The organism is Photorhabdus cinerea (assembly GCF_011189575.1).
Taxonomy (GTDB): Bacteria; Pseudomonadota; Gammaproteobacteria; order Enterobacterales; family Enterobacteriaceae; genus Photorhabdus; species Photorhabdus cinerea.
In genome coordinates this window covers 14,918-40,081 of record NZ_PUJW01000008.1, presented here as the reverse complement: position 1 = coordinate 40,081, position 25,164 = coordinate 14,918, and the positions used below count along the sequence as shown (strand labels likewise).

Below are 25,164 nucleotides of genomic sequence, written 5' to 3'. Positions count from 1 at the left end.
CAATTTTTTAACTGGCTGGCATTTAAATAAAAAGCGGCTCTTTTTATGCAATCAAAAGTAAATGTAGAGCCGGGATTATTTATCACCCAACAGAACAGACTCTAGGGCGATTTCAATCATTTCATTAAAAGTCGTCTGGCGTTCCTCGGCGGTCAGTTTTTCATGAGTACGGATGTGGTCAGAAACGGTACAGATAGTCAGCGCTTTTGCGCCATATTCAGCCGCAACACCGTAAAAACCCGCAGCTTCCATTTCTACGCCCAGAATGCCATATTGTTCCATTACATCAAACAGTTGTGGATCAGGTGTATAGAACAGCTCAACCGAAAAGATGTTACCTACACGTACATTGATGTTTTTTGCTTTAGCAGCATCAACAGCGTTACGGACCAGATCGAAATCAGCAATCGCCGCAAAGTCGTGATCTTTAAAACGTATACGGTTAACTTTGGAATCAGTGCATGCCCCCATGCCAATAATCACATCACGCAATTGAACATCTTGACGTACTGAACCACAGGAACCTACACGGATAAGGACTTTAGCGCCGAAATCGGTGATCAACTCTTTCGCATAGATAGAGCAGGATGGGATACCCATACCGTGTCCCATCACGGAAATCGGGCGGCCTTTATAAGTACCGGTAAAACCTAACATACCGCGTACATCGTTTACCTGTCGCACATTTTCCAGAAAAGTTTCAGCAATGTATTTTGCACGTAGTGGATCACCCGGCATCAAAACAACATCTGCAAAATCGCCCATCTCAGCATTAATATGGGGAGTGGCCATAATTAAGTTCCTTGTTTCTTATTTAATGACTATTTTAGTGAGTATATGACTGCCCGAAAGCAGTCAGTAATCAGATTTAAAACATAGACTTGCCGTATTCCATTGGCGACAAACCAAAATATTTAGCAACAGTCTGTCCAATGTCAGCAAAACTTTCACGGTGGCCTAGTGAGCCAGGTTTTATCTTCGGCCCATAAATCAGAACTGGAATGTGCTCACGAGTATGGTCCGTACCAAGCCATGTAGGGTCACAACCGTGGTCTGCCGTCAAGATCAAAATGTCATCATCTTTCACGAGTTTCAGCATTTCAGGCAGACGACGATCAAACAGCTCCAATGCAGCAGCATAGCCCGGAACATCACGACGATGACCATAAGAAGAGTCAAAATCAACAAAGTTAGTGAAGACGATGGTGTTGTCACCCGCTTTTTCCATTTCCACCAGCGTTGCATCAAACAGTGCGTCAATGCCGGTCGCTTTCACTTTTTGCGTAATCCCGACGTTTGCATAGATATCTGCAATTTTACCGATAGAAACGACTTCACCATTTTTCTCATCAACCAATTTTTTCAGCATGGTTGGCGCGGGAGGTTCAACAGCCAAGTCGTGGCGATTACCAGTACGCTGGAAATTGCCAGCCTTATCACCAACAAATGGTCGGGCAATCACACGACCAATATTATAACCACCGTCTGTCAGTTCTTCTCGGGCAATTTCACACAGCTCGTACAGGCGATCCAAACCGAAAGTTTCTTCGTGGCAAGCAATCTGGAATACTGAATCAGCAGAGGTGTAAAAAATCGGTTTACCCGTTTTCATATGCTCTTCACCTAGTTTATCCAGAATGACAGTACCAGAAGAGTGACAATTACCCAGATAACCCGGTAGATTTGCGCGTTCTACCAGTTTGTCCAACAGTTCCTGCGGGAAGCTGTTTTCTTCATCTTTGAAATATCCCCAGTCAAACAGAACCGGTACACCAGCAATTTCCCAGTGACCTGATGGAGTGTCTTTCCCTGAAGAGAGTTCGCTAGCATAAGCGTGAGCACCGATAATATCTGCATCTTTATCCAGACCCACAGGGAAAGTTCCACAAGACTCCTCCGCAGCTTTACCTAAACCTAAACGGCTTAAGTTTGGCAAATGCAAAGGCCCTTTGCGACCGACATCGGCATCACCACAAGCACAGACTTCTGCAATGTGTCCCAAGGTGTTAGATCCTTTATCACCAAATTTTTCGGCATCTTCACTGGCTCCAATGCCAAAAGAATCCAATACCATGATGAATGTACGTTTCATAATTTTCTCCTGCGTCACGTCACGCTAACAATGCGGAAATGCCACCGTAGTTTAATAATAAGTCTGGTTATGATTCGCCGATTTGGCGATAAACCATCGGTGTGGCTGGTTTGGCTTCTACCCCTAGAACAATAGCTTTACGTACTGCCTCTGCCGCTTCCTGCCATTGGTTCTCATTATTGGCATGAATTATAGCTAAGGGAGTATCTGCACTCACTTCTGAACCTAGAGCAACAATATTGCTCAGCCCTACACTGTAATCAATGAGATCCACTGCTTTACGGCGCCCTCCGCCGAGGGAAACCACAGACATACCCAGAGCACGGGTATTCATATCAGTGATAAATCCATGCTGTTCAGCTAATACCGGCTTGCTGAACGAGGCAGTTGGTAAGTAACGGTCGTAACGCTCAACGAAATCAGTCGGACCTTGCTGTGCAGCGACCATGCGACCAAAGATTTCGGCTGCTTTACCGTTATCTAATACAGACTGGAGTTTATTACACGCATCTCCACGATTTGTCACCAGATTACCCGATACCAGCATTTCAACACAGAGTGCCATTGTAACTTCGAGTAAACGTGGATTGCGATATTCACCCGTCAGAAAGCGAACGGCTTCACGAACTTCAAGTGCATTACCTGCACTGGATGCCAAAACCTGATTCATATCCGTCAACAGTGCAGTCGCTTTACAACCTGCACCATTAGCCACACTAACAATGGATTCTGCCAATTGCTCTGATTTTTCATAAGTCGGCATAAAAGCACCTGAGCCAACTTTGACATCCATCACCAAAGCATCCAAACCTTCAGCCAGTTTTTTGCCAAGGATGGATGCCGTGATCAAAGGAATAGAATCCACCGTTGCGGTAATATCACGGGTAGCATAGAAACGTTTATCTGCCGGTGCCAACGAATGAGTCTGGCCGATAATCGCAACACCAACATCCTGAATAATTTTACGAAAACACTCGTCATCAGGGAAAATATCCAATCCTGGGATCGCTTCTAGTTTGTCCAGCGTACCACCAGTATGGCCCAGACCACGGCCAGAGATCATCGGGACATAACCGCCACAGGCAGCCACCATCGGGCCAAGCATCAGGGAAGTGACATCACCAACACCACCGGTCGAGTGTTTATCCACAATCGGACCATTCAGATTCAGGCTCTTCCAGTTCAAAACTGTACCGGAATCACGCATAGCCAGTGTCAAAGCCACACGTTCTTCCATCGTCATATCGTGAAAGTAGATAGCCATCGCCAGAGCAGCAATTTGCCCTTCGGAAACAGAATCCTCACATATGCCATTAATGAAAAAACGGATCTCTTCTTCATTCAATGGATACCCATCACGCTTTTTACGGATGATTTCTTGTGCCAGTAACAAAGCATTCTCCTAATCATAATGAATATCGGGAAAAATTCAGCAAGCTACACACCGAATGATGCAGTACATGATTATCAGTAATTGCTGCTTTGTTTTTGCCCCTGATGACCCAGAGTATTCAGCAAATCCCCTAACAGGCTGGAAGCACCAAAGCGGAAATGACGGGCATCAACCCATTTGTTACCCATGATACGATCAGCCAATGCCAGATATTGTGCCGCTTCTTCAGTAGTACGCACGCCACCAGCGGGTTTAAAGCCAACGATTTCACCAACGCCCATCTCATGGATAACCTTAATCATGATTTCAGCACTTGCCAGTGTGGCGTTAATCGGCACTTTACCCGTAGACGTTTTGATAAAATCAGCACCGGCTTTAATTGAAATTTCAGATGCCTGACGGATTAGAGATGCTTCTTTCAGTTCACCCGTTTCAATAATGACTTTTAGCAGAACACCTGCTTCTGCACAGGCTTCTTTACACGCTTTCACCATCTCAAAACCGATTTGTTCATTACCGGCGATCAATGCACGATATGGGAAAACCACGTCTACATCATCAGCACCATAAGCAATAGCCGCACGTGTTTCAGCTAAAGCGATATCAATATCGTCGTTACCGTGTGGAAAATTTGTCACTGTTGCAATACGGATTTCAGGCGTGCCCTGTTCACGTAATACCTTACGTGCCAGAGGAATAAAACGAGGGTAGATACAGATAGCCGCGGTATTACCTGCCGGGCTTTTCGCCTGATGACAAAGCGCCGTCACTTTTTCATCGGTATCATTATCATTGAGTGTCGTTAAATCCATCAAACTCAGCGCACGCTGCGCTGCTGCGGTTAAATCGGTCATAAAACTCTCCAACGTTATTATCGTGGCCGGCTTCACGCCTGAGTCACGCATTCTTTTAAGCGATTGTTTGTTGGCGAGCGGACTTGGTTCCTTAAAGATGTAGCGGTGGTATGCCCACGGCGACAGTTGAACTCCTTTTCACCGCGCTATGCTCTCTTTTCGGCTTGTGATCCCTAATGCGAGCCTCGCCTTTATCCGTGAAATTATTGGCACATCTTTATTTGAACATTTAGACGCTCAAAAAATCGTGCCTTATATCACACTAATAAAATGTAATTTGCAAAAAATTAATTTTAAATGTGATATAAATCACATTAATGAAAATTTACCCTCTGCTTTATCTACAAATCAGGTACTGCTACCATTTTAAATAATGCACGATAAAAAATATAACTCACTGCCAAACAGAGAACTTTGGACAGGAATACCCTGTTTTTTCATTAATTAACCTTACTTCTGTTGTAAAAACACTCAGTTCATTTAATTACACGATGGATAACAGTGGTAATTTCAGGTTAAATATTGTACTAACATGCACAACCATCATTTTAAATTCATCTAAACTGTATTGTTTCTATTCAAAATTCTTATTGAGTTCTTTGGTTAAAAAACAACACAATCGATTCTTTTTCAATCATTTCATTTGGGTTATATTGCGATCTTATAGCTCAATATAGGTAATGATTGCTTATGGTTAATGATTTTAATTCAGAACGAAGCGGATTGATCTTTACACTCACCGCAAACGATCTCCCAGAGAAAACATTTGCTGTAGCCGAGTTTTCTTTGCAGGAAGAATTGTCCCAACTGTTTACGCTGTCTTTAACTCTGGTCAGTAAACGGGCCGATATTGATTTAGAATCACTGTTATTACAGTCGGTGAAATTCCGGGTGGTTTTTAATGGCGTTGAACAACGTCAGGTCAGTGGTGTTATCGCCCAGGCGGTATTAAGAGAGACTCATGCTCATCGTACCCTTTATTCCCTTACTGTCCGGCCCGCTCTCTGGCGAATGACCCTGAATCAGGATAGCCGGATTTATCATCGGCAAAGTGTGCCGGCCATTCTCAATAGCTTGCTGAAAAAACACCATGTGTTGGCTGATTCCCAACTGAATGAGTTTCATTATATTCGCGAGTATGTGACGCAGAAACGGGAGTCCGATTATGACTTTTTTGCCCGGTTAGTCGCCGAAGAAGGGCTGAATTTCTGGTTTGAAGACAACAAACTGTTTTTCAGTGATAGCCACTTAGGCATGACCGCCAATTTACCCCTGGTCTACAATCCCCAGATACAGACTGCCACAGAAATGAATGTGATCAATCAGGTGCATCTGGGTGTTTCCATGACCCCGCAGCGGGTTATTTATAAGGATAGAAATCCGCAAAATCCTGATTACTTCCTCACGCACTGGGCCGATACCGATCCGCGTGTAGCGGGGCAGAAAACCCTGTTTTCGATCTTTGAAAGCTACGGACGTTTTCAGAAAGATGCGGAGGCGAAACCGTTTGTCCAGCGCCGTCAGCAGGCAGTTCAGAACCAACGTTTGGCCGGCTATGGGCAAAGTCATTGTTTTAAACTGATGCCCGGTAAAATCTTTGACCTCAGCGAACACCCGGTTGAAGCCATAAATACCCGCTGGCAAATCGTGTCTATTCATCATCACGGTAAATGTCCGCAGGCATTGCAAGAAGGCAGCAGCGAGTCAGGAACTTATTTGCATAATGAATTCAGTTTTATTTCTGGCTATAAGGACTGGCGACCGCTATATCGTTACAAACCGCTGGCGGATGGTGATGAAGTCGCGACCGTGGTTGGCCCGGCAGGGGAAGAGATTTATGTTAATGAAGACGGTTGTATTCGCGTCCATTTTCACTGGGATCGTTATGATAAGGCCGATGAAAACGCCGCCTGTTGGGTGCGGTTCGCGCAAGGTTGGAATGGTAGTGGTTACGGTTTTATGGCGGTTCCCCGTATTGGTCAGGAGGTGATTGTTTCCTATCTGAATGGCGATATTGATCGTCCGATTGTGACCGGCTGCACCTATAACGGCCTGAATCGCCCGCCGCTGGATTTACCTGCCGAAAAAACCCGCACCACCTTTAAGACCCGGACCCACAAAGGAAAAGGCTTTAATGAATTGCGGTTTGAGGATGAAAAAGATCGGGAAGAAATATTTATTCATGCTCAGAAAAACATGAAGACTCAAATCTTAAATGACGAAACAATCAATATTGAACATGACCGAATCCACCATATTAAGCACGATGCTCATTTACGTGTTGATAATGAATATCGCGTTCTGGCTAATAATGACATATCCGTTTCGTCCAGAAAAAAATTGCATGTCAAGGCCGATGATGCACTCTTCATGCTGGGGGAAAATGCAATTCACCTGAGTTCAGGAACTACCTTAGTTATTGATGCTGGTAGTGAATTAACTCTCCAAGCGGCGGGACATTTTATCAAAATTGATGCTGGTGGCATCACCAGTAGCTCAGGAATTAATTTCGGTAGTGGGACACCGGGTATAGGTTCTGGTTGGGGAGGGAAATTGCCCGATATGTTACAAAAAGAGATGAAGCAGGCGAATGTAGATATTCCGGCACAAATACCGAAAATACCCAATAAGGGGCTGTGCATCAGTTGTTTGCTGAAAGCAGAACTGGAAGGAGCAACAATGGTTATCAGAGGACAATCATGATATTAGAATTAAATGAAAAATTAATGAACTATCAGAAAGAGCACCCTGAAACTCGGCTTTATGCTCTGGTAAATGGCTTGCAATATGAGTACTACTTTCAGGCAGAAATTAAATATATTGCCGGGGTAAATAATCCTTTATTCAGGTACTACCCTGATTCAAAAATTGCGTTTGCTGGCCCTTGGTTATTTGATATGGAATATGGACATCATTGGCATAATAAATTGTCAGAGTTAGAAGATACCTATCCTTCTGTATCGTGGATATTGACACCTTTATCATTAGATCAATTGACCCGACATCTATTGCCTTATTTAAATATCCAGTTGCCGACAAAACAGACGGCGCTTTTCCGTTTTTATGATCCTCGTGTTTTACATCGAATTCAGGAAATTTTCAATGATGAGCAGTTGGTAGAATTTACTCGCGGAATGACCAAATGGCTTTATCAGCATAATTCGAGCTATTATTCGGTGTCGGGAGCAATGTTATGATTAAACTGACTCAGGGACAATTCGATAAAATTATTGAGTTAGAAAAACAAGAATTTGTTGAAAAAGTGGAAAAAGAGATCTTGGCTGAATACGCAAATTTAATCCCTTGTAATTCTCATCTCAGTAAACGATTAAAAGGGGCTTACGATTATTTATTAGCATTAAACTTTCAGGAAAAAAATACTATCCAATCTTATTTATATCTGGTGGCCTTTAATCCCGACTTTCAGAATGCTTCACCAATCAAGGATGTATTTGAATCTTCCGGTCAGAATCCAGAACAACAGTTTAAAGATTTCCTTCGTATTGCAAAAAATAGGATGAACAGGAGACATTGATATGCCAATACCCTTACTGGCCCCGGTTGCTGTAGGTGCTGCTGAATACGTTATTACTGCCTGCACCGGAGTATTAATTGCGGTTGGTGTGATGGAAGCAGGAAAAAAGAGTTCAGTAGAAGAAGATGACAACATTATTCGACATCAGAAAACGGATTTTGTAATAACCCCTGAAATCACAGATCAAGATCGCAATATCGTCTGGAGCGCAGAAGCCCACGCCGATTTTTGGGAAGATGATGATTTGGATGATGGTCCGGTTGATACCTCTGCGGTTCAAACCCAAATAGCGGCCAAAACGGAAGAATGTGAAAGTACGGAAAAGCAGAAAGCGTGCGAAGAATGTCTGGCTATTCCGGTGACAAGTGAAAAATATCGCAAGGTCAATCGCTGGAGCGCCATTACTATTAACTATCAGCGATTTATTGCCAAAACCCGGTATGACCCGGTGGCACAAATAATTCAGGAGTTTCAGTGTCTGAAAGTGACGTTTGATGGCTGGCAGCCTAAGCGTTGTTTATTTCTAGAGGCTAAGGCGCGGTATGACCAGTTTTTTGATAGTAAGGGAAAACCTAAAAGTTGGTGGAAGGGGGCAAAATCAGGGAAAAAACAGGCTGAGAGACACCAAGCAGTCTGTAATGCATTAGATAATATGCCTCATGTGGAATGGCATTTTTTACAACCCATAAGTTGTAAATATTTTAAGGCGCTATTTATTGAACATAAAAATATTAGTGTTCATTACACCCCCTGTTCCGATTTAATGATAACAGTTTAATTCGAGGTAAATATGGCTATAATTCGTATAGAAATCAATGTGCGTTATGAACAACAGGAAACTATTACTGTAAATTCAGCGTTAATGGATTTGTATTTTATTACACGACAAATAGATATATTTTTTGAAAAGAAAAAAACATGGTACTTAACTGGTTACTCCCGAAAAGAGGCATTAAAACATGTTGTGTTTGATGAACAAGGTCCAACGGAAAAAACAGTGAGTTATTTTGAAAAATCTTATAAAAAAGATTTTCCGTCACTCATCGAAGATATGTGGGATGGAGAACAAGATGAGACAGCTAGTAGTATTAGTTATAATAAATTATCTACTAGAGGTCCTAACTGGGTCAAGTTAGAACTGAACCTAAAAATTGACAGCAACCAGCTTAATATTTCCCGGTTAGTTGAACTTGTCAAATATCTAGTGAACAGTCGTAATTTCCCCTATATTCAAGTTGAAACCAACGAATATACATTACAGAATAAACAGGTTTTCCCTGACCGTCTCAGTGTCGGCTGGATGCTTTATCAGCCTAGAATAATTGATAAATCCTGTCTTCCTATGGCAGAAGACGTACTTCCCGTTTATCAAAACGATCAGCAAATTGGCACATTAATCATCACCCAAAAAGGGATTTTTGATGGTGAAAATCAGGATGATATTGATAAATCCAATGATGTTGAAATTCAGTTGCTCAATCTGGGATGGCTGCCATTAATTACTGAGATTTAAGGGTAACGATATTATTTTCTAATGGTAAAACAATGGAGAACTTTAATGTCAAAGGCTGTTATCCTGCTGGGTGATACAACAGATCATAGTGGTAAAGTCATTACCGCCATTGACCAATATACTTACAACGGTATTTCCATTGCAGGTAAAGGGGATCAGGTCGAATGCCCCCAATGCAAAGGAGTTTTTCCTATTATTGAAGGTACTGACTCCCTGCAATATCAGGGAAAATCCATTGCACTTGAAGGAATGCAAACAGCATGCGGGGCAAGATTAATTGCCCGTCAGCATAACCTTACGCTTATAAGTTAATGAGAGTTTTATTCGCAATATTTAAACCTCTGGTTTAAAGATTCATATTGCAAAAAATAAGATAAATAGGAGGAGTTAATATGCCTATACCCAATAGATTTCAAATTGCAGCGCGGCGGCAAGTGAGCGCATCCCTAGGAGCATAGATAACTATGTGACTGGGGTAAGTGAAAAATATCGCAAGGTCAATCGCTGGAGTGCCATTACTATTAACTATCAGCGATTTATTGCCAAAACCCGGTATGACCCAGTGGCACAAATAATTCAGGAGTTTCAGTGTCTGAAAGTGACGTTTGATGGCTAGCAGCCGATGTACTGTCGCTTTTTGGAGGCCAAAGCACGGTATGATCAATTTTTTGATATTGCACTCTGCAATATTTAATGAAGATAAACCGGAAGGAAAATTGATTGCAGGCGGGATTATCCCACCTGCATATTGCAATGAAAGTTACAGAGCCAGGAAGAATCCGGCAATGGTTGCACTCATCAGGTTAGATAATGTACCCGCTATAACAGCTTTGATCCCCAGACGAGCAACATCCCCACGACGACTTGGTGCCATACCGCCCAAACCACCCAACAGAATAGCTACAGAAGAAAGGTTAGCAAAACCACACAGTGCAAAGGAGATGATGGCTTTGGTGTGTTCTGACAGAACCTGCAAACCCGCTGCCGCAACCACATCATCTGGTTTCAAATAAGCACCAAAGTTCATAAAGGCAACGAATTCATTCACAACCAGTTTTTGACCGATGAAAGAACCCGCAACTGTGGCTTCATTCCACGGAACACCAATCAAGTAAGCAATTGGCGCACAAATCCAGCCCAGCACCAATTCAAGGGAAAGTTGTGGGTAATTCCACCACCCACCAATGCCACCAAGAATACCGTTTACCAATGCAATCAAGGCAACAAACGCCAATAACATTGCACCTACGTTTAATGCTAATTGCATACCCGCAGCGGCACCAGAAGCGGCAGCATCAATGATGTTAGCAGGGCGGTCCTCTTCCGCAACCAGTGACATTGCATCAACAGTATCGCGGGGTTTTTCGGTTTCAGGCACCATCAGTTTAGCGAACAACAGACCACCTGGCGCCGCCATAAAGGACGCAGCAATCAAATAATCCAAAGATACACCCATTGATGCATAGCCAGCCAGTACCGAACCTGCAACGGATGCCAGGCCACCACACATAACCGCAAATAGCTCAGACTGGGTCATCGTCGCAATATAAGGACGAACAACCATTGGTGCCTCAGTTTGGCCCACGAAAATATTAGCTGTCGCAGATAAAGATTCTGTACGCGAAGTTCCGAGAATTTTTTGTAGGCCACCGCCCAATATTTTAATAATGAGCTGCATGACACCAATGTAGTACAGAACAGCAATCAGTGAAGAGAAGAAAACAATAATAGGCAGTACGCGCAAGGCGAAAACAAAACCGCCGCTGCCAAACAGCTCATACATTTTTGGGGAAACTAATCCGCCAAAAATAAAATCCATCCCTTGCTGACCATAATGGATAACACTGGAAACTCCCTCAGACATACCTACTAATATTATCTTACCCGTGGGAACGTAAAGTACAAAAGCGCCGATAGCGATCTGAATCAAAAAGGCACCAAGGACAGTACGGAGTTTAATAGCACGATAGTTACTGGAAAAAAGTACTGCGATCAAGATCAGCACTACCATCCCGACCAGGCTCATAAAGAGTTGCATTGGAAGAATCCCTGTTCACTTAATAATAAATTAAATATGTCAGTTGAATGTAAATCGTTCACTGACGCTGAGTCGGCGCTGATTATACTCAGTCATTGGAATGAACCAGCAACTTACATCACAAATACCTACAGGAAAAAGCAATAAAAAAACCAAAAATGTGATGCACATCACATAATATTGTATAAATAATCTACAACAAGATAATCTGACCGGCGGGATAACAAATTAATAGATGAATATAATATAAGCGTAGCTAAAGTTTGGTGGTAATTATCCACCGACAACAGCTCTACCGTATCATGTTCACACTATACAGATAAGCAAATAAAGCAATATTTCAAAAACAAATTTAAAGAAACAAACCCAAACCTAAATCACTGAATCAACCCTTTATGGAAAATAATATTTTATTTTGACCGGGTGAGTATTTTCCAATGGGTATTAGAATTTTACTTTGGCGAGAAATATTCCTACTATAGCAACTGACCGCCATTCTGAGAAAATACGCTTATTAATCGAATCCACCCTGTACAAAAATAACCGTATTAATAGTGCCTAATCCCTGATTAGGCCAAAATTCAATTATCTTTCTACTCCCTTCTAGCTATATAAAAACAAAGCAACACTTGTTATGATTTCATACACATTTAGCAATAGATTTTTATGCTAATAAAGAAGGAATACACTAGTGTTGACAGAACGAAAAGATTCCCTTCCAGCGGTAGATTTATTTTTATCTAATCAAGATAAAAATAAACTATCACAAGCATTAAATACTATATCGAATAGATATACTCAAGAACTGGCACCACATCAATTAGCTGATGAAGCTGCAAAAAAAATTATACAGAATATTGATTCATGTTTATTATCTAAAATTGTAGAATACTGGAGAACAAAGAAACCTCCTTATTTGCTGTTTAAGAACTTTATTTCAACATATAACCTACCACCCACACCGACTAATGATATCACTCCAGAAGAGTCAGGATGGAGAACTCAAGCTGCTGCATTACTTGGTCTGCTTAAGCTCACGGGGTACGCATGTGCATCCTTTCAGGATGAAATGGGTGGTCGTCTATGCCATATGGTAATGCCCGCCGAAAATAGTGAAAAAAGTTTTCTGCGATCAACCAAAAAACTTAATTTTCACACAGAAGTCGTTAACGGTTATTTTAAAGAAGAGAAACCAGATATAGGAGATCCACTTTCACCAGAAAGCTTAGGACTAATTTGTCTGAGGAACCCCGATAAAATACCAACAACAATATTATCGTTAAAAAATATTTTAAAACAGTTACCTCAAAATATTATCCAAACCCTTATGGATAAGAATTACTATGCTCAAAGCCAATCTTCTTTTGATCGTCAAATCATTATAGATAACGTTTCTGTATTAATACAGCTATCGAATGGAAGTATAGGGATTAGATATAGTAACAGTAAACTAATAGGAAAAACAGCAATCGCACAAAACGCCTTAGATACCCTTCATAAACTTTTGAATGACTCTCCAGATACTCTATTCTTGACTCTTAGTCCTGGTGATGCATTAATAATTAACAATAGGAATTGTCTGCATGGTAGAAGTGCAATATCTGACTCAGCAAAATTTAACGGTAATGATCGCTGGTTAGTACGTATTTATGGATACACAGAAGAAACAATACCGTTCATGAAGAAGAAAGAAAACATGGAACATGTCATGCTTTTAAACAGGTGAAATATAATGAAAGTGGCTCTTTTAGAAGAACGTTTGAAAGAATTTATAAAACATCGACTCGCAAAATCTAATGATAACGCCCATGATATTGGGCATCTGATTCGTGTTACAAATAACGCAAAAAGAATCATGGAGAAAGAAGGAGGTGAACCTTTGGTAATAATTGCCTCAAGCTACTTACATGACATTGTGTCATTACCAAAGAATCATCCAGAAAAAAAACAGTCCTCAAAACTTGCCGCAAAGGAAGCCACAAGAATTCTGTCTACTGAATTTCCAGAGTTCCCAAAAGAACTTTATGATTCGGTAGAACATGCAATTATAACTCATAGCTATAGTGCAGCCTTACATCCTGAAACAATAGAAGCTAAGATACTCCAAGATGCGGACCGACTAGATGCGTTAGGAGCCATTGGGCTCGCCAGAGTATTTTATATTGCAGGCATGCTTGGTCAAAGCCTTTTTCATTATGATGATCCCTTTGCACTGAATCGCCCTTTGGATGACAAGTCCTATGCAATCGATCACTTTCAAATAAAACTATTTAAACTCCCTGAAAAAATGAACACAACAGAGGGCAAGAAGATCGCACAATTGAATGCTCAATATTTGGTTGACTTTCTGAGCAAACTATCAAGCGAAATTAAAGGCGATTTTATTAATACGGGTGAATTTATAAAGGATTTTTTCAATGAAAATTGATTGCGTTTTTAAAGCTGAGCGGACACTTATTGATTGTTATAATTTGTTGAATGACATAAACACTTCAGATTCATTATCTGGTAACTCAACGATAGTAAAAAAATATGAAGATGCACTAGCTCAATATTTTAATGTTAAATATGCAATTGCAGTTTCGTCAGGAACTGCTGCACTACATGCAAGTATCGCTGAAATAATTAAACCTGGTGAAGAAGTGTTAATACCTGTTATTTGCGTTCCTATGACAGCTGCGGCAATTTTACAGGCCGGAGGTATACCTGTATTTTATGATTGTGATATTGACAGTTTCAAACCATCCCTAGAATCACTATCCTCATTATGTAGCGAGCAATCTCGTATTCTAATTACAGTTTCTATGTGGGGCTACCCCGCTATTGATAACCAGATAATAGAATTCGCCAGAAAAAAAGACTTAGTCATCATCGAAGATACTGCTCAAGGAGCGGGAACAAAAACTAATAATAAATTCGAGGGCACAATAGGCGATATTGGATGCTTTAGTACTCATGAGTTTAAGCTAATAAGTACTGGTGAAGGTGGATTTGTGCTCACAAACCATGATCAGTACGCCGATAATATTAGATCTTTTGCTCATATAGGATTTTCAAAAACAGATAACAGTTTTGGCTATCGAAGTGGTTTGAACTACAAACTCTCCTCATTACAATCTTCACTAGGGATCAACCAACTATCCATTCTGGAAAAGAAAATAGCCTTGCGAAATGAAAAAATATCACTTTGGAAAGAACAACTTTCTGAATGCAATCATCTTGAGTTTTTTAATGATAAATACAACTTTGGACATAATGGCTATTCCCTGTGTTGCACACTTAATCAAACGAACTCTTTAAATGCATCAACACTTGCCCACTTACTCTTTAATGAAGGTATCAATACTGACACTCACAGATATAAAGAAAGCCTGATAATTAATTATCCTTTCCTTAAAAAATTCTACCAAAATACAATATATACAGGAGAATTAAAACTAGATTTTCCAAACGCTACTACGTTAATGGACAAAATGATAATATTGCCATGCCACGATGAAATTTATACTAAGGATATTGAGTATGCTTCATCAGTATTAAAAAACATTCTTAAATAGATATATGACACTATTTCAGGAGATACTCACTAATATTTTTCTAAAGTAATCCCATAGGCGCTAACCAAAACGATTCATCTCCAAGGTTTCCACGGGTAGCGTCACTTTTTCATACAAAATATTACCAATATTATAACCTTAAAGCCTTGCATCTTAATCCATCATCGATTTATCCATTTTCAGTTAACTGCATCTTTGCCAATAATAGTTAAAATCACGCTGTAAATCATATAACTAATCCAAATAACTCAATGCTGTTATGATAAAGCTGGCTAGCAATTTCATCAGGAGATTCACAACGAAGCTCACATAACGAAGCAAAAACCCCAATAATTCTCTCCGGTCGGTTAGGCTCTCCCTGAAACCCGGAAAGCGGCATATCTGGTGCATCTGTTTCCAATACCAGAGACGTTAAAGGTAATTCAGCGACTACTCGACGTGTTTTCTGTGCTCTTTCATACGTAATGGTTCCCCCTATCCCGATGTAATATCCCAAACGTATAAAAACCTCCGCCTGAGATAAACTCCCGGCAAATCCGTGTACTACTCCGGTACGAGGAAGATTGATTTTTCTCAGGACCGCCGCCAGTTGATCATGGCTTTTTCTAGAATGAAGCATAACCGGTAATTCATACTGTTTTGCTAACCGCAATTGGGCACACAGTAATTCTTCCTGCTTTGCAAACTGAGGTTCAGCCATATAGAGATCGAGGCCAATCTCTCCGACAGCCACCAGCTTTTCATTTTCCTGTTTCAACAATCGTTCCAAATCTGCAAGATGTGATTCCTGATGTTCATTGATATAAAGAGGATGCAAACCCAGCCCTGCATAGACCTCTGGATAATTACGAGCCAGTTCAAATACCCGTTGCAAATTTTGCCCACTGACAGCTGGTACAATAATTTTATCCACACCAGCCTGTGCAGCCCGTTGCAAGCTCTGCTGCTCATCATCACGAAATGGTGGAAAATCAAAATGGCAATGGGTATCAATAAACATGAGACTAGCCGTTATTAATCTGTTCTGGTGGCTCTGTTAACGCAGCTGATGACCTAACCGAATCTCTATTTTTTACATTCTGGCGCAAGAAGTTACGGTTAAAATTGTAATTTCTACGCTCAGCAATACCAAACTCATTATCAACAAACGAGTGACCGACTGTTGCCAAGAAATAGCGACCACAACGACGCCCAAGATGATAATCCTTATTCAGTGCTGGCAAACGGCTGCCTAACGCACTAGCCATTAATGGAGCAGGTGGATAAATTTCAAAAATCTGTACATCATCAGGTGGGTTCTCAATAAATTTCTGAGTACGGTAGTAACTTTTCGCATGTTGTTGTAACATCCGCACCATCTTTTGCAGGCTGCTATCTCCCAACCAATGTTCCATCCGTTTCATCCAATCAGGCGTGTAATAGAGCTGTGAAGGAACTGTGCGGATCACCACTATGGTATCAGCTCCACGACGATAAGCTTCCTCCACAGGAATCGCATCGCTGATACCACCATCATGATAAACAACACCGTTGATAGTGACACCATTGCGATAAAATCCAGGAATTGCACTTGATGCTTTAATCACTTCCAGCCAGTTTTGCTCATCAGGATGAAAATAGGTAGGTTCAAAATTATCTGAACGGCACGCGCACATATAAAATTCGCACCCAGCATCAAACTTGCGTAAAGCTGCCGGAATATCTAATGGAAGTTCGCTAGACACGGTGTCGACAAACCAGTCTAAATCAACTAAATGACCACCACGAACAAAACGCAGAGGATTAAAGAAAGTAGGATTTGTTGTATAGCGACTGATAGCCCGCCGGGCATATCCACGTTGCCCACAAATATAAGCTGAAAGATTCTGAGCACCTGCCGAAGTACCAAGTAACAGATCAAACGGGTTAAATTCAACGCGCATAAATTCATCCAGCACACCGGCTGTAAAAATACCGCGTTGTCCTCCTCCTTCACAAACAAGCGCAATTTTTCCAAATTTAACATTCGACTTATATTTATAGGATAATAGATCAATATTTCCCAAAGTTATCGGTATACGTTTCCCCACACAGCCCCCAAGAAAATAAATGACGGATAGAGAGCATAACTTGGGGAGTTATTATCCGTCATTATATTATGGTGCTAAGTAGTCAATATTTTGATAAAAAGACCCCTGGTGAGGGCGCATATCTGGTTAGTACAACTAAAATTTGTTGGATAGGAAACAACCATCCAAGACAAAGGAATATATTATTTTTTTACGGTTAAACCACTTTGAATAGATTTGACCCCTTTCACTTTAGCGATAACAGCTAAAATTTTCCTGGATTGTTCCTCACTTTTCACAAAACCAGAAATATAAACTACTCCTTTTTCTGTTTTTACCGAGATGTCATTGCTGCTGATACTCCTTTCTGCCAACAACTCGCTTTTAATTTTTGCTGTGGTTGCACTATCTCCCATGTAACCATCAACACTTTTCATTGAATCATCAATTTTTTGACCAGCACTGTCAAATGCTTGTGTCGCTTTATTTTTAAAAGACTCCTCCGCCAGCACACTACCGCTGACCAAGGCTGAACCTAAAACAACAGCCATCAATGAGTAAGTCAATTTAACATTCTTCATCTTATACCTTCCTTTTGTCGGTTAGATTTCTGAATCTATAAAGCCATTCAAACTGTCTTTGCATAAGGTAATCTAAACAGAATAACAATCCGCATTGGAGTTAAAAATGGATTATTACTCCCAACAGTTAAGCTAAATTGGGAAATAAAAACACCGATACAGTAAAGACCGGGAAATAGTAACAGGAAAATAAAGCAAAGAGCTATAAAATAAGACGAATCTTGCCGACTAAATTATAAATTATTCTTGTGTTACATATATTTTTGTAAAGATAAAAGGCTAACCTATTGTTAGCCTTATAAAATATTAATGCTCCCGTGTCTTACGGAAATTAACATCAGGGTAACGTTCACCAGTAAGATTCAGATTGACCATGGTTGGCGCAATATAGGTCAGATTATCACCACCATCGAGCGCCAAATTTTGTTCATTCTTACGCTTAAACTCTTCCAACTTTTTAGCGTCATGACACTCAACCCAACGCGCAGTCGAAACGTTTACTGGTTCATATAAAGCTTCAACGTTGTATTCACTTTTCAGACGAGCAACAACAACATCAAACTGTAGAATACCCACAGCCCCCACAATTAAATCGTTGTTTGTCAGTGGACGAAATACCTGTACAGCACCTTCCTCAGATAATTGAACCAATCCCTTCAAGAGTTGTTTCTGTTTCAGAGGGTCACGCAGGCGAATACGACGGAACAATTCCGGAGCAAAGTTAGGAATACCCGTAAATTTCAGATCTTCCCCTTGGGTAAAGGTATCACCAATCTGAATCGTCCCGTGGTTATGCAGACCGATAATATCTCCCGGATAGGCATGATCCACATGAGAGCGATCACCAGCCATAAATGTTAGCGCATCAGAAATGACAACATCTTTCTTAATTCTTACCTGATGCAACTTCATGCCTTTTTCATATTTACCTGACACCACACGCAAGAAAGCCACGCGGTCGCGGTGTTTAGGGTCCATATTGGCCTGAATCTTAAAGATAAATCCGGTAAATTTATCTTCTTGAGCAGAAACTGCACGGACATTGGTCTGACGAGGCATTGGCGCAGGCGCCCATTTAACCAAACCATCCAGCATATGGTTAACACCAAAGTTACCCAATGCAGTACCGAAAAATACGGGTGTAAGTTCACCTTGCAAAAATGCCTGATGATCAAATTCGTGGGAAGCGCCCTGCACCAGTTCCAGCTCCTGACGCAATTGTTCAGCCAGATCTTCACCAATCGCAGCATCCAATTCAGGATTATTCAGCCCCTTAATCGCGCGGACTTCCTGAATAGTGTGTCCTTGCCCGGTTTGATACAGGTACGTTTCATCAAGATAAAGATGATAAACCCCTTTAAAAGACTTACCACACCCTATCGGCCAGGTGATCGGGCAACAAGCAATATTCAACTCATTTTCCACTTCATCCATCAATTCCATTGGATCACGGATATCGCGGTCAAGCTTGTTCATGAACGTCAGAATCGGGGTATCACGCAGACGGGTCACTTCCATCAATTTACGTGTACGATCCTCAACACCTTTAGCGGCATCAATGACCATCAAGCAACAGTCAACCGCCGTCAATGTGCGGTAAGTATCTTCGGAGAAATCTTCATGTCCTGGCGTATCAAGCAAGTTAACCAGGCAATCTTGGTAAGGAAACTGCATCACCGAAGTAGTAATGGAAATACCACGTTGTTTTTCCATTTCCATCCAGTCAGATTTCGCGTGCTGATTTGAACCACGACCTTTCACTGTACCTGCTTTCTGAATCGCCTGTCCGAACAGCAACACTTTTTCAGTGATGGTTGTTTTCCCTGCATCAGGGTGAGAAATGATTGCAAAAGTTCGCCGTTTAGCGACTTCTTGCTGAAAAGGGGAATTTGACATCAATAAGAATCTTCTGCTTTGTATACGGGCTTGTACTCAACATCAGGCGCTTCCCCGCAAGGAAAACAGCTTCCAAACCCATGGATGAATAAAAAATTGGCGCTCATTTTCGCTGAAATTGGTGCTATAAACAATCAATCAATTTCATTGCACCAATCAGAAAATAACGGCAGTGCCATAATGATGGCATCTTCTTTACCTGTTGCAGTAGGATAGTAATTCTTACGTACAGAGACTTGATTAAAGCCTGACTGTTCATACAACCTGATAGCAGAATGGTTTGATTGCCTTACTTCAAGCCATAAGGTATTTATTCCTTTGCCAGGCAAAATAGATAGTAAATACTCCAGTAATGCTTTACCGTAACCTTTACCTTGATAGTCGGGATGAATAGCAATATTAAATAATGTTGCTTCATCTAATACCCATTGAGTGATAGCAAAGCCAATAAGTTGTTCATTAATCGCTATTTTATAATTCAGATACCGCTCACCCTGATTACTGAAAAACGTTTTTTCACTCCACGGGAACGCATGACTAGCTTGTTCAACCAGAAAAGCGGACGGGAGATCAGCGGGAGTTAATAGAAAAATGTTGTTCATGTTGAGAAATCTGCTGCCAAAGAGAACGTTTTGCCTTCCCATCACGATATAAATCATTTAATGCAGGGCTTCTCAAAGAAATTCCTTGCCATGATAGTGTAATATCTACGCCCAACAGCCAACATGGGCACTTAACCTGTTCCGGCAACATCGCAACATTATCCGATGTAACGCAGTAAACAGAGGATTTAGCCAGCCCCATAGCTGTGAAAATATCTACTAATAATGAATGAGTTAAATCAATGTGGTCATTGGTAATAATCAGCAGACGGGTAGCCTCAGGTAGGTGAACAGCTAACTCACCTTGCAAAACCGCAGGGTTACGTAAGGTCCATTGGGTAATCCCCAATTGAGCTAATAACCTATCGCGCCGGGTTACCATATCTATTCACCTGCTGTAAAAAATAATCAGTAACATGTTATCAGAGGCCACTATCTGCGCCAATATTGGGCTTAAGATTTATCTTCCCTTAATACTTGAGCACAGAACATTAAGGAGCTTATAGACAAATGTCTGCGTTAACCCCCGCCAGTGAAGTTATTTTGCGTCACCGTGAGCAATTTAGCTCTCATCATCTGCTGTTCGCTGGTGATATTCAAGACACACTAGCAACCCAAATTGATGCCGCCAGTGTGCGAGTGCACACTAACCAATATCATCACTGGCAATCCCTGATCCATACTCTGGGTGATAATGCTTGGTTTGGCCTGGCAGCCGAAAAAGCATTTACCCGAGGTTGCGACACCCTTATTTATTACTGGCCTAAAAGTAAGCAAGAAGCTCGCTTTCAATTACGCAGCCTGTTCTCTGTTTTACCAAAAGGTATCAATATTTTTATTGTCGGTGAAAACCGTAGCGGAGTACGTAGTGTAGACAAACTGATGGACGGTATGGCAACTTTCCAAAAAATCGACAGCGCTCGTCGTTGCAGTCTCTTCTACGGCCAGTTAGAACATGAGGTGCTGTTTGAACAGGATAACTGGTGGAACAGTTATCAGGCGGAAAACGTCATAGTGAATACTCTACCGGGTGTATTTAGCCAGGATGAACTGGATGTTGGCAGCCGTTTATTGCTTTCTACCTTTGACAAGCCTCTCTCAGGTAATTTACTGGATGTCGCATGTGGTGCGGGTGTTTTGGCTGCCGTATTGGGTAAAAAGAACCCTGAGTTAGCACTTACTCTCAGTGATGTTAATGCAGCCGCTATTGCCTCCAGTAAAGCAACCTTAAAAGCCAATAAACTGGAAGGTCAAGTTATTGTTAGTAATGTTTATTCCAATATTGAAGATAAATTCAACTGGATTATCTCTAATCCCCCCTTCCATGAAGGATTGAAAACCAGTTTGCGGGCAGCCGACGATCTAATCCGCCAGGCGCCCAGCTACCTCAAACCCGGAGGTAAACTACGGATTGTCGCTAATGCCTTCCTGCCTTATCCCGATTTACTGGATAAAACGTTTGGTAATCATGAAGTCATTGCTCAGACGGGAAAATTCAAAGTTTACCAAGCAATAAAAAAATCCTGATTTGTTTAGCCTGTCCGTGACTATGGACAGGCCATCTTTGATAACAAAATAGTAAATGATGATTTTTACGGCAATCATGCAACGCTATAATAAATAATGATTGACGTAGGCTACAAAATCTCTAGAATTCGCCTCCATGCTATCGATCAAGGTTGATAGTGTCTGAACTTGCGAGGGTGGCGGAATTGGTAGACGCGCTAGCTTCAGGTGTTAGTGTCCTTACGGACGTGGGGGTTCAAGTCCCCCCCTTCGCACCAAATCAGACAACTACCAATGAAATTCGGCAACAGAAAATAACAGTACCTGCGAGGGTGGCGGAATTGGTAGACGCGCTAGCTTCAGGTGTTAGTGTCCTTACGGACGTGAGGGTTCAAGTCCCTCCTTTCGCACCAATCTGTTCATTTTTCGCATCAGTTTTCTCCCTTATTTTTCCGCCTAAACAACGTCAAAAACAACCAAACCGATTCGCCCCAGCCAACAAAGCGCACAGTACAGCAAATCCTGATGGTATTAACAGAAAATGGCGCGACCTCTGATTCAACAACATAAATAAAGTCAGCAACATCGCGACTACTACCCCAATTTTAAACTGCTCAATTCCAGGATTCACTATTACGAATAGTATTCCCGCCAAACTAGATAAACCAACTCCCCACAAGCTGGTCATTCCCTGCCAGAAAAGAGATCTTTGCCTTTCTTTAGCCCTTATCATAACTTGCACCAATTCAAATGATAATGATAATGATTACCAATATCATATACAAAAAAGTAAGAAGTTCAAGCCAGTTGATCCTCTTTGATCAGATAATGATTACACAAATTTATGCGCAGTCTCTGTGCCATTAACATTAATGACAGCATAAACCCAAAGCATTGCCATCCATTTTATAAATTTAGTTTATAAAATGGATGGCAAATTATACGGTATTACAAAACCCATTTATTCTGAATAATAAACTTTCAGTGAAAATAATTCGCCAAAAACTGGGAATATTTCAGTTTTTAAACCTTTATTATATCGAGATGATATATTCAACACTTCCTCTTCTTCATTCTGCACCAATTTAGGCCACTCCAAAGTGACTGTATTGAATCCCGGTTTAGTAAGAGAGCCTGGAATTATTAGTTGGCGATGAGACCATTCCGATGATGGCTCCATTTCTTCAAGCAATTCACCGTTAATTAAAATCCTGACTTTACTTCCTTCGATATATTTCTTAACTCTGCTGGTAACTGCCATATTTAGATCACGATTACCACTCGTGATCAGTGTAAACGATGATGTTGGCCACCATGATTTAAAATATGGAACACTTCTTCGCGTATTGACTTCAGGATCTACGGAAACTCTAATAACCGCACTAGCTCGCTCAATATATTGAGGTTCAGTCAAATCTACACCGTATTTAAGTTGGTCGATATAACTCTTTTGATAATATTCTTTCAACACATGACCATGACGACCGTACTTATTAAGTATTTCACAAATTGCGTCAATCGTTTGCGCATCTGTGCCTGGTGATGTTTGAGCCACGGGAAAATCAAGCGGAGAATTGACAAGTTCAAGTAACTTTTGCCCTGCTCGACTTAGGCTAAATCCTGCTCCTTTCTCACAACTTCTGGCTTTAATATAAAGCGCCATAATATCCAGTATTTCAGCTGAGTATTGAACAGCTTTATCAAATAACTTAACTATTCGCTCTTTTTCTGCGACTTCATCAATTGGCCGATTGATATGACTGTTGTATAAAGCAGTATAAAAATAAGAAACCGCTAAATCATACGGGGATACGTCTAATTCAATGGTTTTCCTTGCCATTGCCTCCCAGTTTACACCCGGTTTATCTTTTCCATGATTAATTAGCCATTCTGCTACAGAAGACATCGCAACTTTGAAACCTTCCGGTGTCATATGGCAGTAATCAACAAAAAGTGAATCATCTAACAGGCTCGTCCCCAAATACTTAGTGAAGTAATATTCTAGATCGATAATTTTGATACCAACGCTTTGTTGGAAAATACGCTCTTTAACAAATGAGGGAGTATTTGGGAATGATGTTACAAGATCATACATTAACGCATAACTGCATTCTGCGTCTAAGTATGGCTTAGCTTCTTCAGCTCGATTTAACGCAATCAAGCTATTAGCCACAATACGGTTAGAAGTCGCCGCAGTGCCGCCATCAATCTCGATCATGCTCAGACCCAATTCCAAAGCCTCAACATACTGCCCACTCATTATTGCTTGTGATGCATGGCGATATAATTCATACCACTCAGCGGTTTTGCCATTACCCAACCAATGAAGTGGCGTTTTCCGTTCCCAATCTGCATAATTAGATGCAGGTAAGGCAAAAATAAATTCAGTACTGCTTTCTTTGGATATTGCATCTATCCTATTTATCAATATTTCTGCATTCTTCTCCAACTTTTCCTTATATTCAATCGCCATTCCATTAGGACCTGAATTTGCAAGTACATTGGCATAATTTCTGCGTCTTTCCAGCGGTGGATTATGCTCAAATAACACATCTGAAAACCAGTTATTACCCGCAAGGATAACCACATAATCCGGTTGTAATTGTAAGCTTGCCTTACAAGTCTCCAATAATCCCCCCGCATTCATGCAGCTTTTTGCAAGATCGATGACTTCCCATTCGATATTAGTATGCTGGTTCAATAAATACGCTAATGTTTTGGCTGGCGTAGTATGAGGAGAGAAAAGCATACCAAGCGCGACAGACTCACCGATAAGACATATCCTTTTCACATTTTTTGCCTTATTCAACGTCAGCTGCTGTTGTGAACTTTCCCAAAAAATGGAGTCAGACTGCTCACGTCTGACAAAAGTAATTTCACCATCAATTTTCGCTGGATGCCATGTCCCGATAGCCGTATATCCATCAATATTTTCACTGCATGAAGGAATGTTATTAAAAAATTTAGCATCGTTATTGTTTTGATCTTCACTCATTAAATAGATTTGAGCTAATCGCATCACTTCCAAAGCATCTTCTTTATTATCAGAAAGAAACTTTGCTAATTTTTCAGTATTGACGTTAGATTTATTCATATTATTTTCCTAAACACTTAAGTTTATGCTAAATAAAAGTATAAATAGCTTCTATACCCAATGGATTTCAAGATGCATCGCGACGGCAAGGGAGCGAATCCTCGGGAACATAGATAACTCTGTGACCGGGGTGAGTGAGTGTAGCCAACAAAGCAGCAACTTGAAGGATGAAAGGTATAAATATTATAATTATTTTCATTGAACAATATCAGTATTATGTAAAAAATGTAAACCTTATCGAGTTAATTTTGTGATCATTATTAAAACAAAACATTATAAATCATCACCATTTATCTCTTCATTTTACATGAAAATCAAATATGATCCTTTTCAACAAATTAATATTAATCTATTATTTATCAACAAATTAATAATCACAAGAATAATTAGTTACATGAATTAAGTAAATTTCTGCGTAAAATAGGAATAATATCAATATTAAATCGGTATTCAGG

At 40.8% G+C, this 25,164-nt stretch carries 24 protein-coding genes and 2 tRNA genes; 13 read left to right on the top strand and 13 right to left on the bottom strand.

All coding sequences use genetic code 11. The annotated features are described in order from the left end of the window. Positions 1-75 precede the first annotated feature (75 nt). The 4 genes from deoD to deoC all read right to left on the bottom strand — a co-directional run bounded on the left by deoD (position 76) and on the right by deoC (position 4,339). Positions 76-792 carry a purine-nucleoside phosphorylase gene (gene deoD, locus C5469_RS09320; RefSeq protein ID WP_036811781.1) on the bottom strand — a complete coding sequence of 239 codons (717 nt, stop codon included), beginning with the start codon at positions 790-792 and terminating at the stop codon, positions 76-78. 76 nt (positions 793-868) lie between these two features. Then, positions 869-2,092, bottom strand: coding sequence for a phosphopentomutase (deoB, locus tag C5469_RS09315; RefSeq protein ID WP_166305271.1), 1,224 nt, complete (start codon positions 2,090-2,092; stop codon positions 869-871). Between the two features lie 67 nt (positions 2,093-2,159). After that, positions 2,160-3,485: a thymidine phosphorylase gene (gene deoA / locus C5469_RS09310; RefSeq protein WP_166305268.1), complete on the bottom strand. Its 1,326-nt coding sequence runs from the start codon at positions 3,483-3,485 to the stop codon at positions 2,160-2,162. A gap of 74 nt (positions 3,486-3,559) precedes the next feature. Continuing rightward, positions 3,560-4,339 (bottom strand): deoxyribose-phosphate aldolase, encoded by a 780-nt coding sequence (gene deoC / locus C5469_RS09305; RefSeq protein WP_166305265.1) that lies wholly within the window; start codon positions 4,337-4,339, stop codon positions 3,560-3,562. A gap of 690 nt (positions 4,340-5,029) precedes the next feature. Here deoC and tssI point away from each other — a divergent pair. The 7 genes from tssI to C5469_RS09270 all read left to right on the top strand — a co-directional run bounded on the left by tssI (position 5,030) and on the right by C5469_RS09270 (position 10,003). After that, the gene (tssI, locus tag C5469_RS09300; protein ID WP_166305262.1) at positions 5,030-7,042 is read left to right on the top strand and encodes a type VI secretion system tip protein TssI/VgrG; all 2,013 of its coding nucleotides are present in this window, start codon (positions 5,030-5,032) and stop codon (positions 7,040-7,042) included. Further along, positions 7,039-7,536 carry a DUF4123 domain-containing protein gene (locus C5469_RS09295; RefSeq protein WP_166305259.1) on the top strand — a complete coding sequence of 166 codons (498 nt, stop codon included), beginning with the start codon at positions 7,039-7,041 and terminating at the stop codon, positions 7,534-7,536. The genes tssI and C5469_RS09295 overlap by 4 nt, the downstream gene beginning before the upstream one ends. Beyond that, complete coding sequence (locus C5469_RS09290; protein WP_054474962.1) at positions 7,533-7,874, top strand: hypothetical protein; 342 nt, start codon at positions 7,533-7,535, stop codon at positions 7,872-7,874. The genes C5469_RS09295 and C5469_RS09290 overlap by 4 nt, the downstream gene beginning before the upstream one ends. A gap of 1 nt (position 7,875) precedes the next feature. After that, positions 7,876-8,652 carry a restriction endonuclease fold toxin 5 domain-containing protein gene (locus tag C5469_RS09285; protein ID WP_166305256.1) on the top strand — a complete coding sequence of 259 codons (777 nt, stop codon included), beginning with the start codon at positions 7,876-7,878 and terminating at the stop codon, positions 8,650-8,652. 12 nt (positions 8,653-8,664) lie between these two features. Beyond that, the gene (locus C5469_RS09280) at positions 8,665-9,387 is read left to right on the top strand and encodes an Imm52 family immunity protein (protein ID WP_166305253.1); all 723 of its coding nucleotides are present in this window, start codon (positions 8,665-8,667) and stop codon (positions 9,385-9,387) included. Between the two features lie 45 nt (positions 9,388-9,432). Further along, positions 9,433-9,699: a PAAR domain-containing protein gene (locus C5469_RS09275; RefSeq protein ID WP_036772407.1), complete on the top strand. Its 267-nt coding sequence runs from the start codon at positions 9,433-9,435 to the stop codon at positions 9,697-9,699. A gap of 154 nt (positions 9,700-9,853) precedes the next feature. Beyond that, positions 9,854-10,003: a hypothetical protein gene (locus C5469_RS09270; protein WP_166305184.1), complete on the top strand. Its 150-nt coding sequence runs from the start codon at positions 9,854-9,856 to the stop codon at positions 10,001-10,003. Between the two features lie 144 nt (positions 10,004-10,147). On the opposite strand, the gene C5469_RS09265 is transcribed toward C5469_RS09270, so the two are convergent. Further along, positions 10,148-11,425 carry a NupC/NupG family nucleoside CNT transporter gene (locus C5469_RS09265; protein ID WP_166305250.1) on the bottom strand — a complete coding sequence of 426 codons (1,278 nt, stop codon included), beginning with the start codon at positions 11,423-11,425 and terminating at the stop codon, positions 10,148-10,150. A 691-nt stretch (positions 11,426-12,116) separates the two neighbouring features. On the opposite strand from C5469_RS09265, the gene C5469_RS09260 reads away from it, so the two are divergent. From C5469_RS09260 to C5469_RS09250, 3 genes are read left to right on the top strand one after another with little or no spacing between them, the layout of a single operon-like run. Further along, complete coding sequence (locus C5469_RS09260; protein WP_166305247.1) at positions 12,117-13,151, top strand: TauD/TfdA family dioxygenase; 1,035 nt, start codon at positions 12,117-12,119, stop codon at positions 13,149-13,151. 6 nt (positions 13,152-13,157) lie between these two features. Then, positions 13,158-13,853: a phosphohydrolase gene (locus C5469_RS09255; RefSeq protein WP_166305244.1), complete on the top strand. Its 696-nt coding sequence runs from the start codon at positions 13,158-13,160 to the stop codon at positions 13,851-13,853. Further along, on the top strand, positions 13,843-14,982 hold the full coding sequence (locus tag C5469_RS09250; protein WP_166305241.1) for a DegT/DnrJ/EryC1/StrS family aminotransferase: 1,140 nt from the start codon (positions 13,843-13,845) through the stop codon (positions 14,980-14,982). Before C5469_RS09255 ends, C5469_RS09250 begins: the two co-directional genes overlap by 11 nt. Before the next feature lie 226 nt (positions 14,983-15,208). On the opposite strand, the gene C5469_RS09245 is transcribed toward C5469_RS09250, so the two are convergent. The 6 genes from C5469_RS09245 to C5469_RS09220 form a co-directional block, all read right to left on the bottom strand. Further along, positions 15,209-15,982 carry a TatD family hydrolase gene (locus tag C5469_RS09245; RefSeq protein ID WP_166305238.1) on the bottom strand — a complete coding sequence of 258 codons (774 nt, stop codon included), beginning with the start codon at positions 15,980-15,982 and terminating at the stop codon, positions 15,209-15,211. A 4-nt stretch (positions 15,983-15,986) separates the two neighbouring features. Beyond that, a complete protein-coding gene (locus tag C5469_RS09240; RefSeq protein ID WP_166305235.1) occupies positions 15,987-17,051 on the bottom strand; it encodes a DUF6363 domain-containing protein in 1,065 nt (354 codons plus the stop codon). Between the two features lie 182 nt (positions 17,052-17,233). Further along, the gene (locus C5469_RS09235) at positions 17,234-17,611 is read right to left on the bottom strand and encodes a BON domain-containing protein (RefSeq protein WP_166305232.1); all 378 of its coding nucleotides are present in this window, start codon (positions 17,609-17,611) and stop codon (positions 17,234-17,236) included. 306 nt (positions 17,612-17,917) lie between these two features. Further along, positions 17,918-19,507 carry a peptide chain release factor 3 gene (gene prfC, locus C5469_RS09230; protein ID WP_166305229.1) on the bottom strand — a complete coding sequence of 530 codons (1,590 nt, stop codon included), beginning with the start codon at positions 19,505-19,507 and terminating at the stop codon, positions 17,918-17,920. Positions 19,508-19,641: 134 nt separating this feature from the next. Further along, positions 19,642-20,109, bottom strand: a complete 468-nt coding sequence (rimI, locus tag C5469_RS09225) for a ribosomal protein S18-alanine N-acetyltransferase (protein ID WP_166305226.1) — start codon at positions 20,107-20,109, stop codon at positions 19,642-19,644. Beyond that, positions 20,078-20,491 (bottom strand): DNA polymerase III subunit psi, encoded by a 414-nt coding sequence (locus C5469_RS09220; protein ID WP_166305223.1) that lies wholly within the window; start codon positions 20,489-20,491, stop codon positions 20,078-20,080. Before C5469_RS09220 ends, rimI begins: the two co-directional genes overlap by 32 nt. Before the next feature lie 128 nt (positions 20,492-20,619). Between C5469_RS09220 and rsmC the strand changes: the two genes are divergently transcribed. From rsmC to C5469_RS09205, 3 genes are all read left to right on the top strand, one after another. Continuing rightward, positions 20,620-21,636: a 16S rRNA (guanine(1207)-N(2))-methyltransferase RsmC gene (gene rsmC / locus C5469_RS09215; protein WP_166305220.1), complete on the top strand. Its 1,017-nt coding sequence runs from the start codon at positions 20,620-20,622 to the stop codon at positions 21,634-21,636. Positions 21,637-21,806: 170 nt separating this feature from the next. After that, positions 21,807-21,893 (top strand) — tRNA-Leu (locus C5469_RS09210). A gap of 48 nt (positions 21,894-21,941) precedes the next feature. Beyond that, positions 21,942-22,028: transfer RNA gene (locus C5469_RS09205), tRNA-Leu, on the top strand. 53 nt (positions 22,029-22,081) lie between these two features. Here C5469_RS09205 and C5469_RS09200 read toward each other — a convergent pair. Together C5469_RS09200 and C5469_RS09195 are read right to left on the bottom strand one after the other, a co-directional pair. Then, positions 22,082-22,348 (bottom strand): DUF1435 family protein, encoded by a 267-nt coding sequence (locus C5469_RS09200; protein ID WP_054481336.1) that lies wholly within the window; start codon positions 22,346-22,348, stop codon positions 22,082-22,084. A 228-nt stretch (positions 22,349-22,576) separates the two neighbouring features. Then, positions 22,577-24,709 carry an SGNH/GDSL hydrolase family protein gene (locus C5469_RS09195; protein ID WP_166305217.1) on the bottom strand — a complete coding sequence of 711 codons (2,133 nt, stop codon included), beginning with the start codon at positions 24,707-24,709 and terminating at the stop codon, positions 22,577-22,579. Positions 24,710-25,164: the final 455 nt, after the last annotated feature.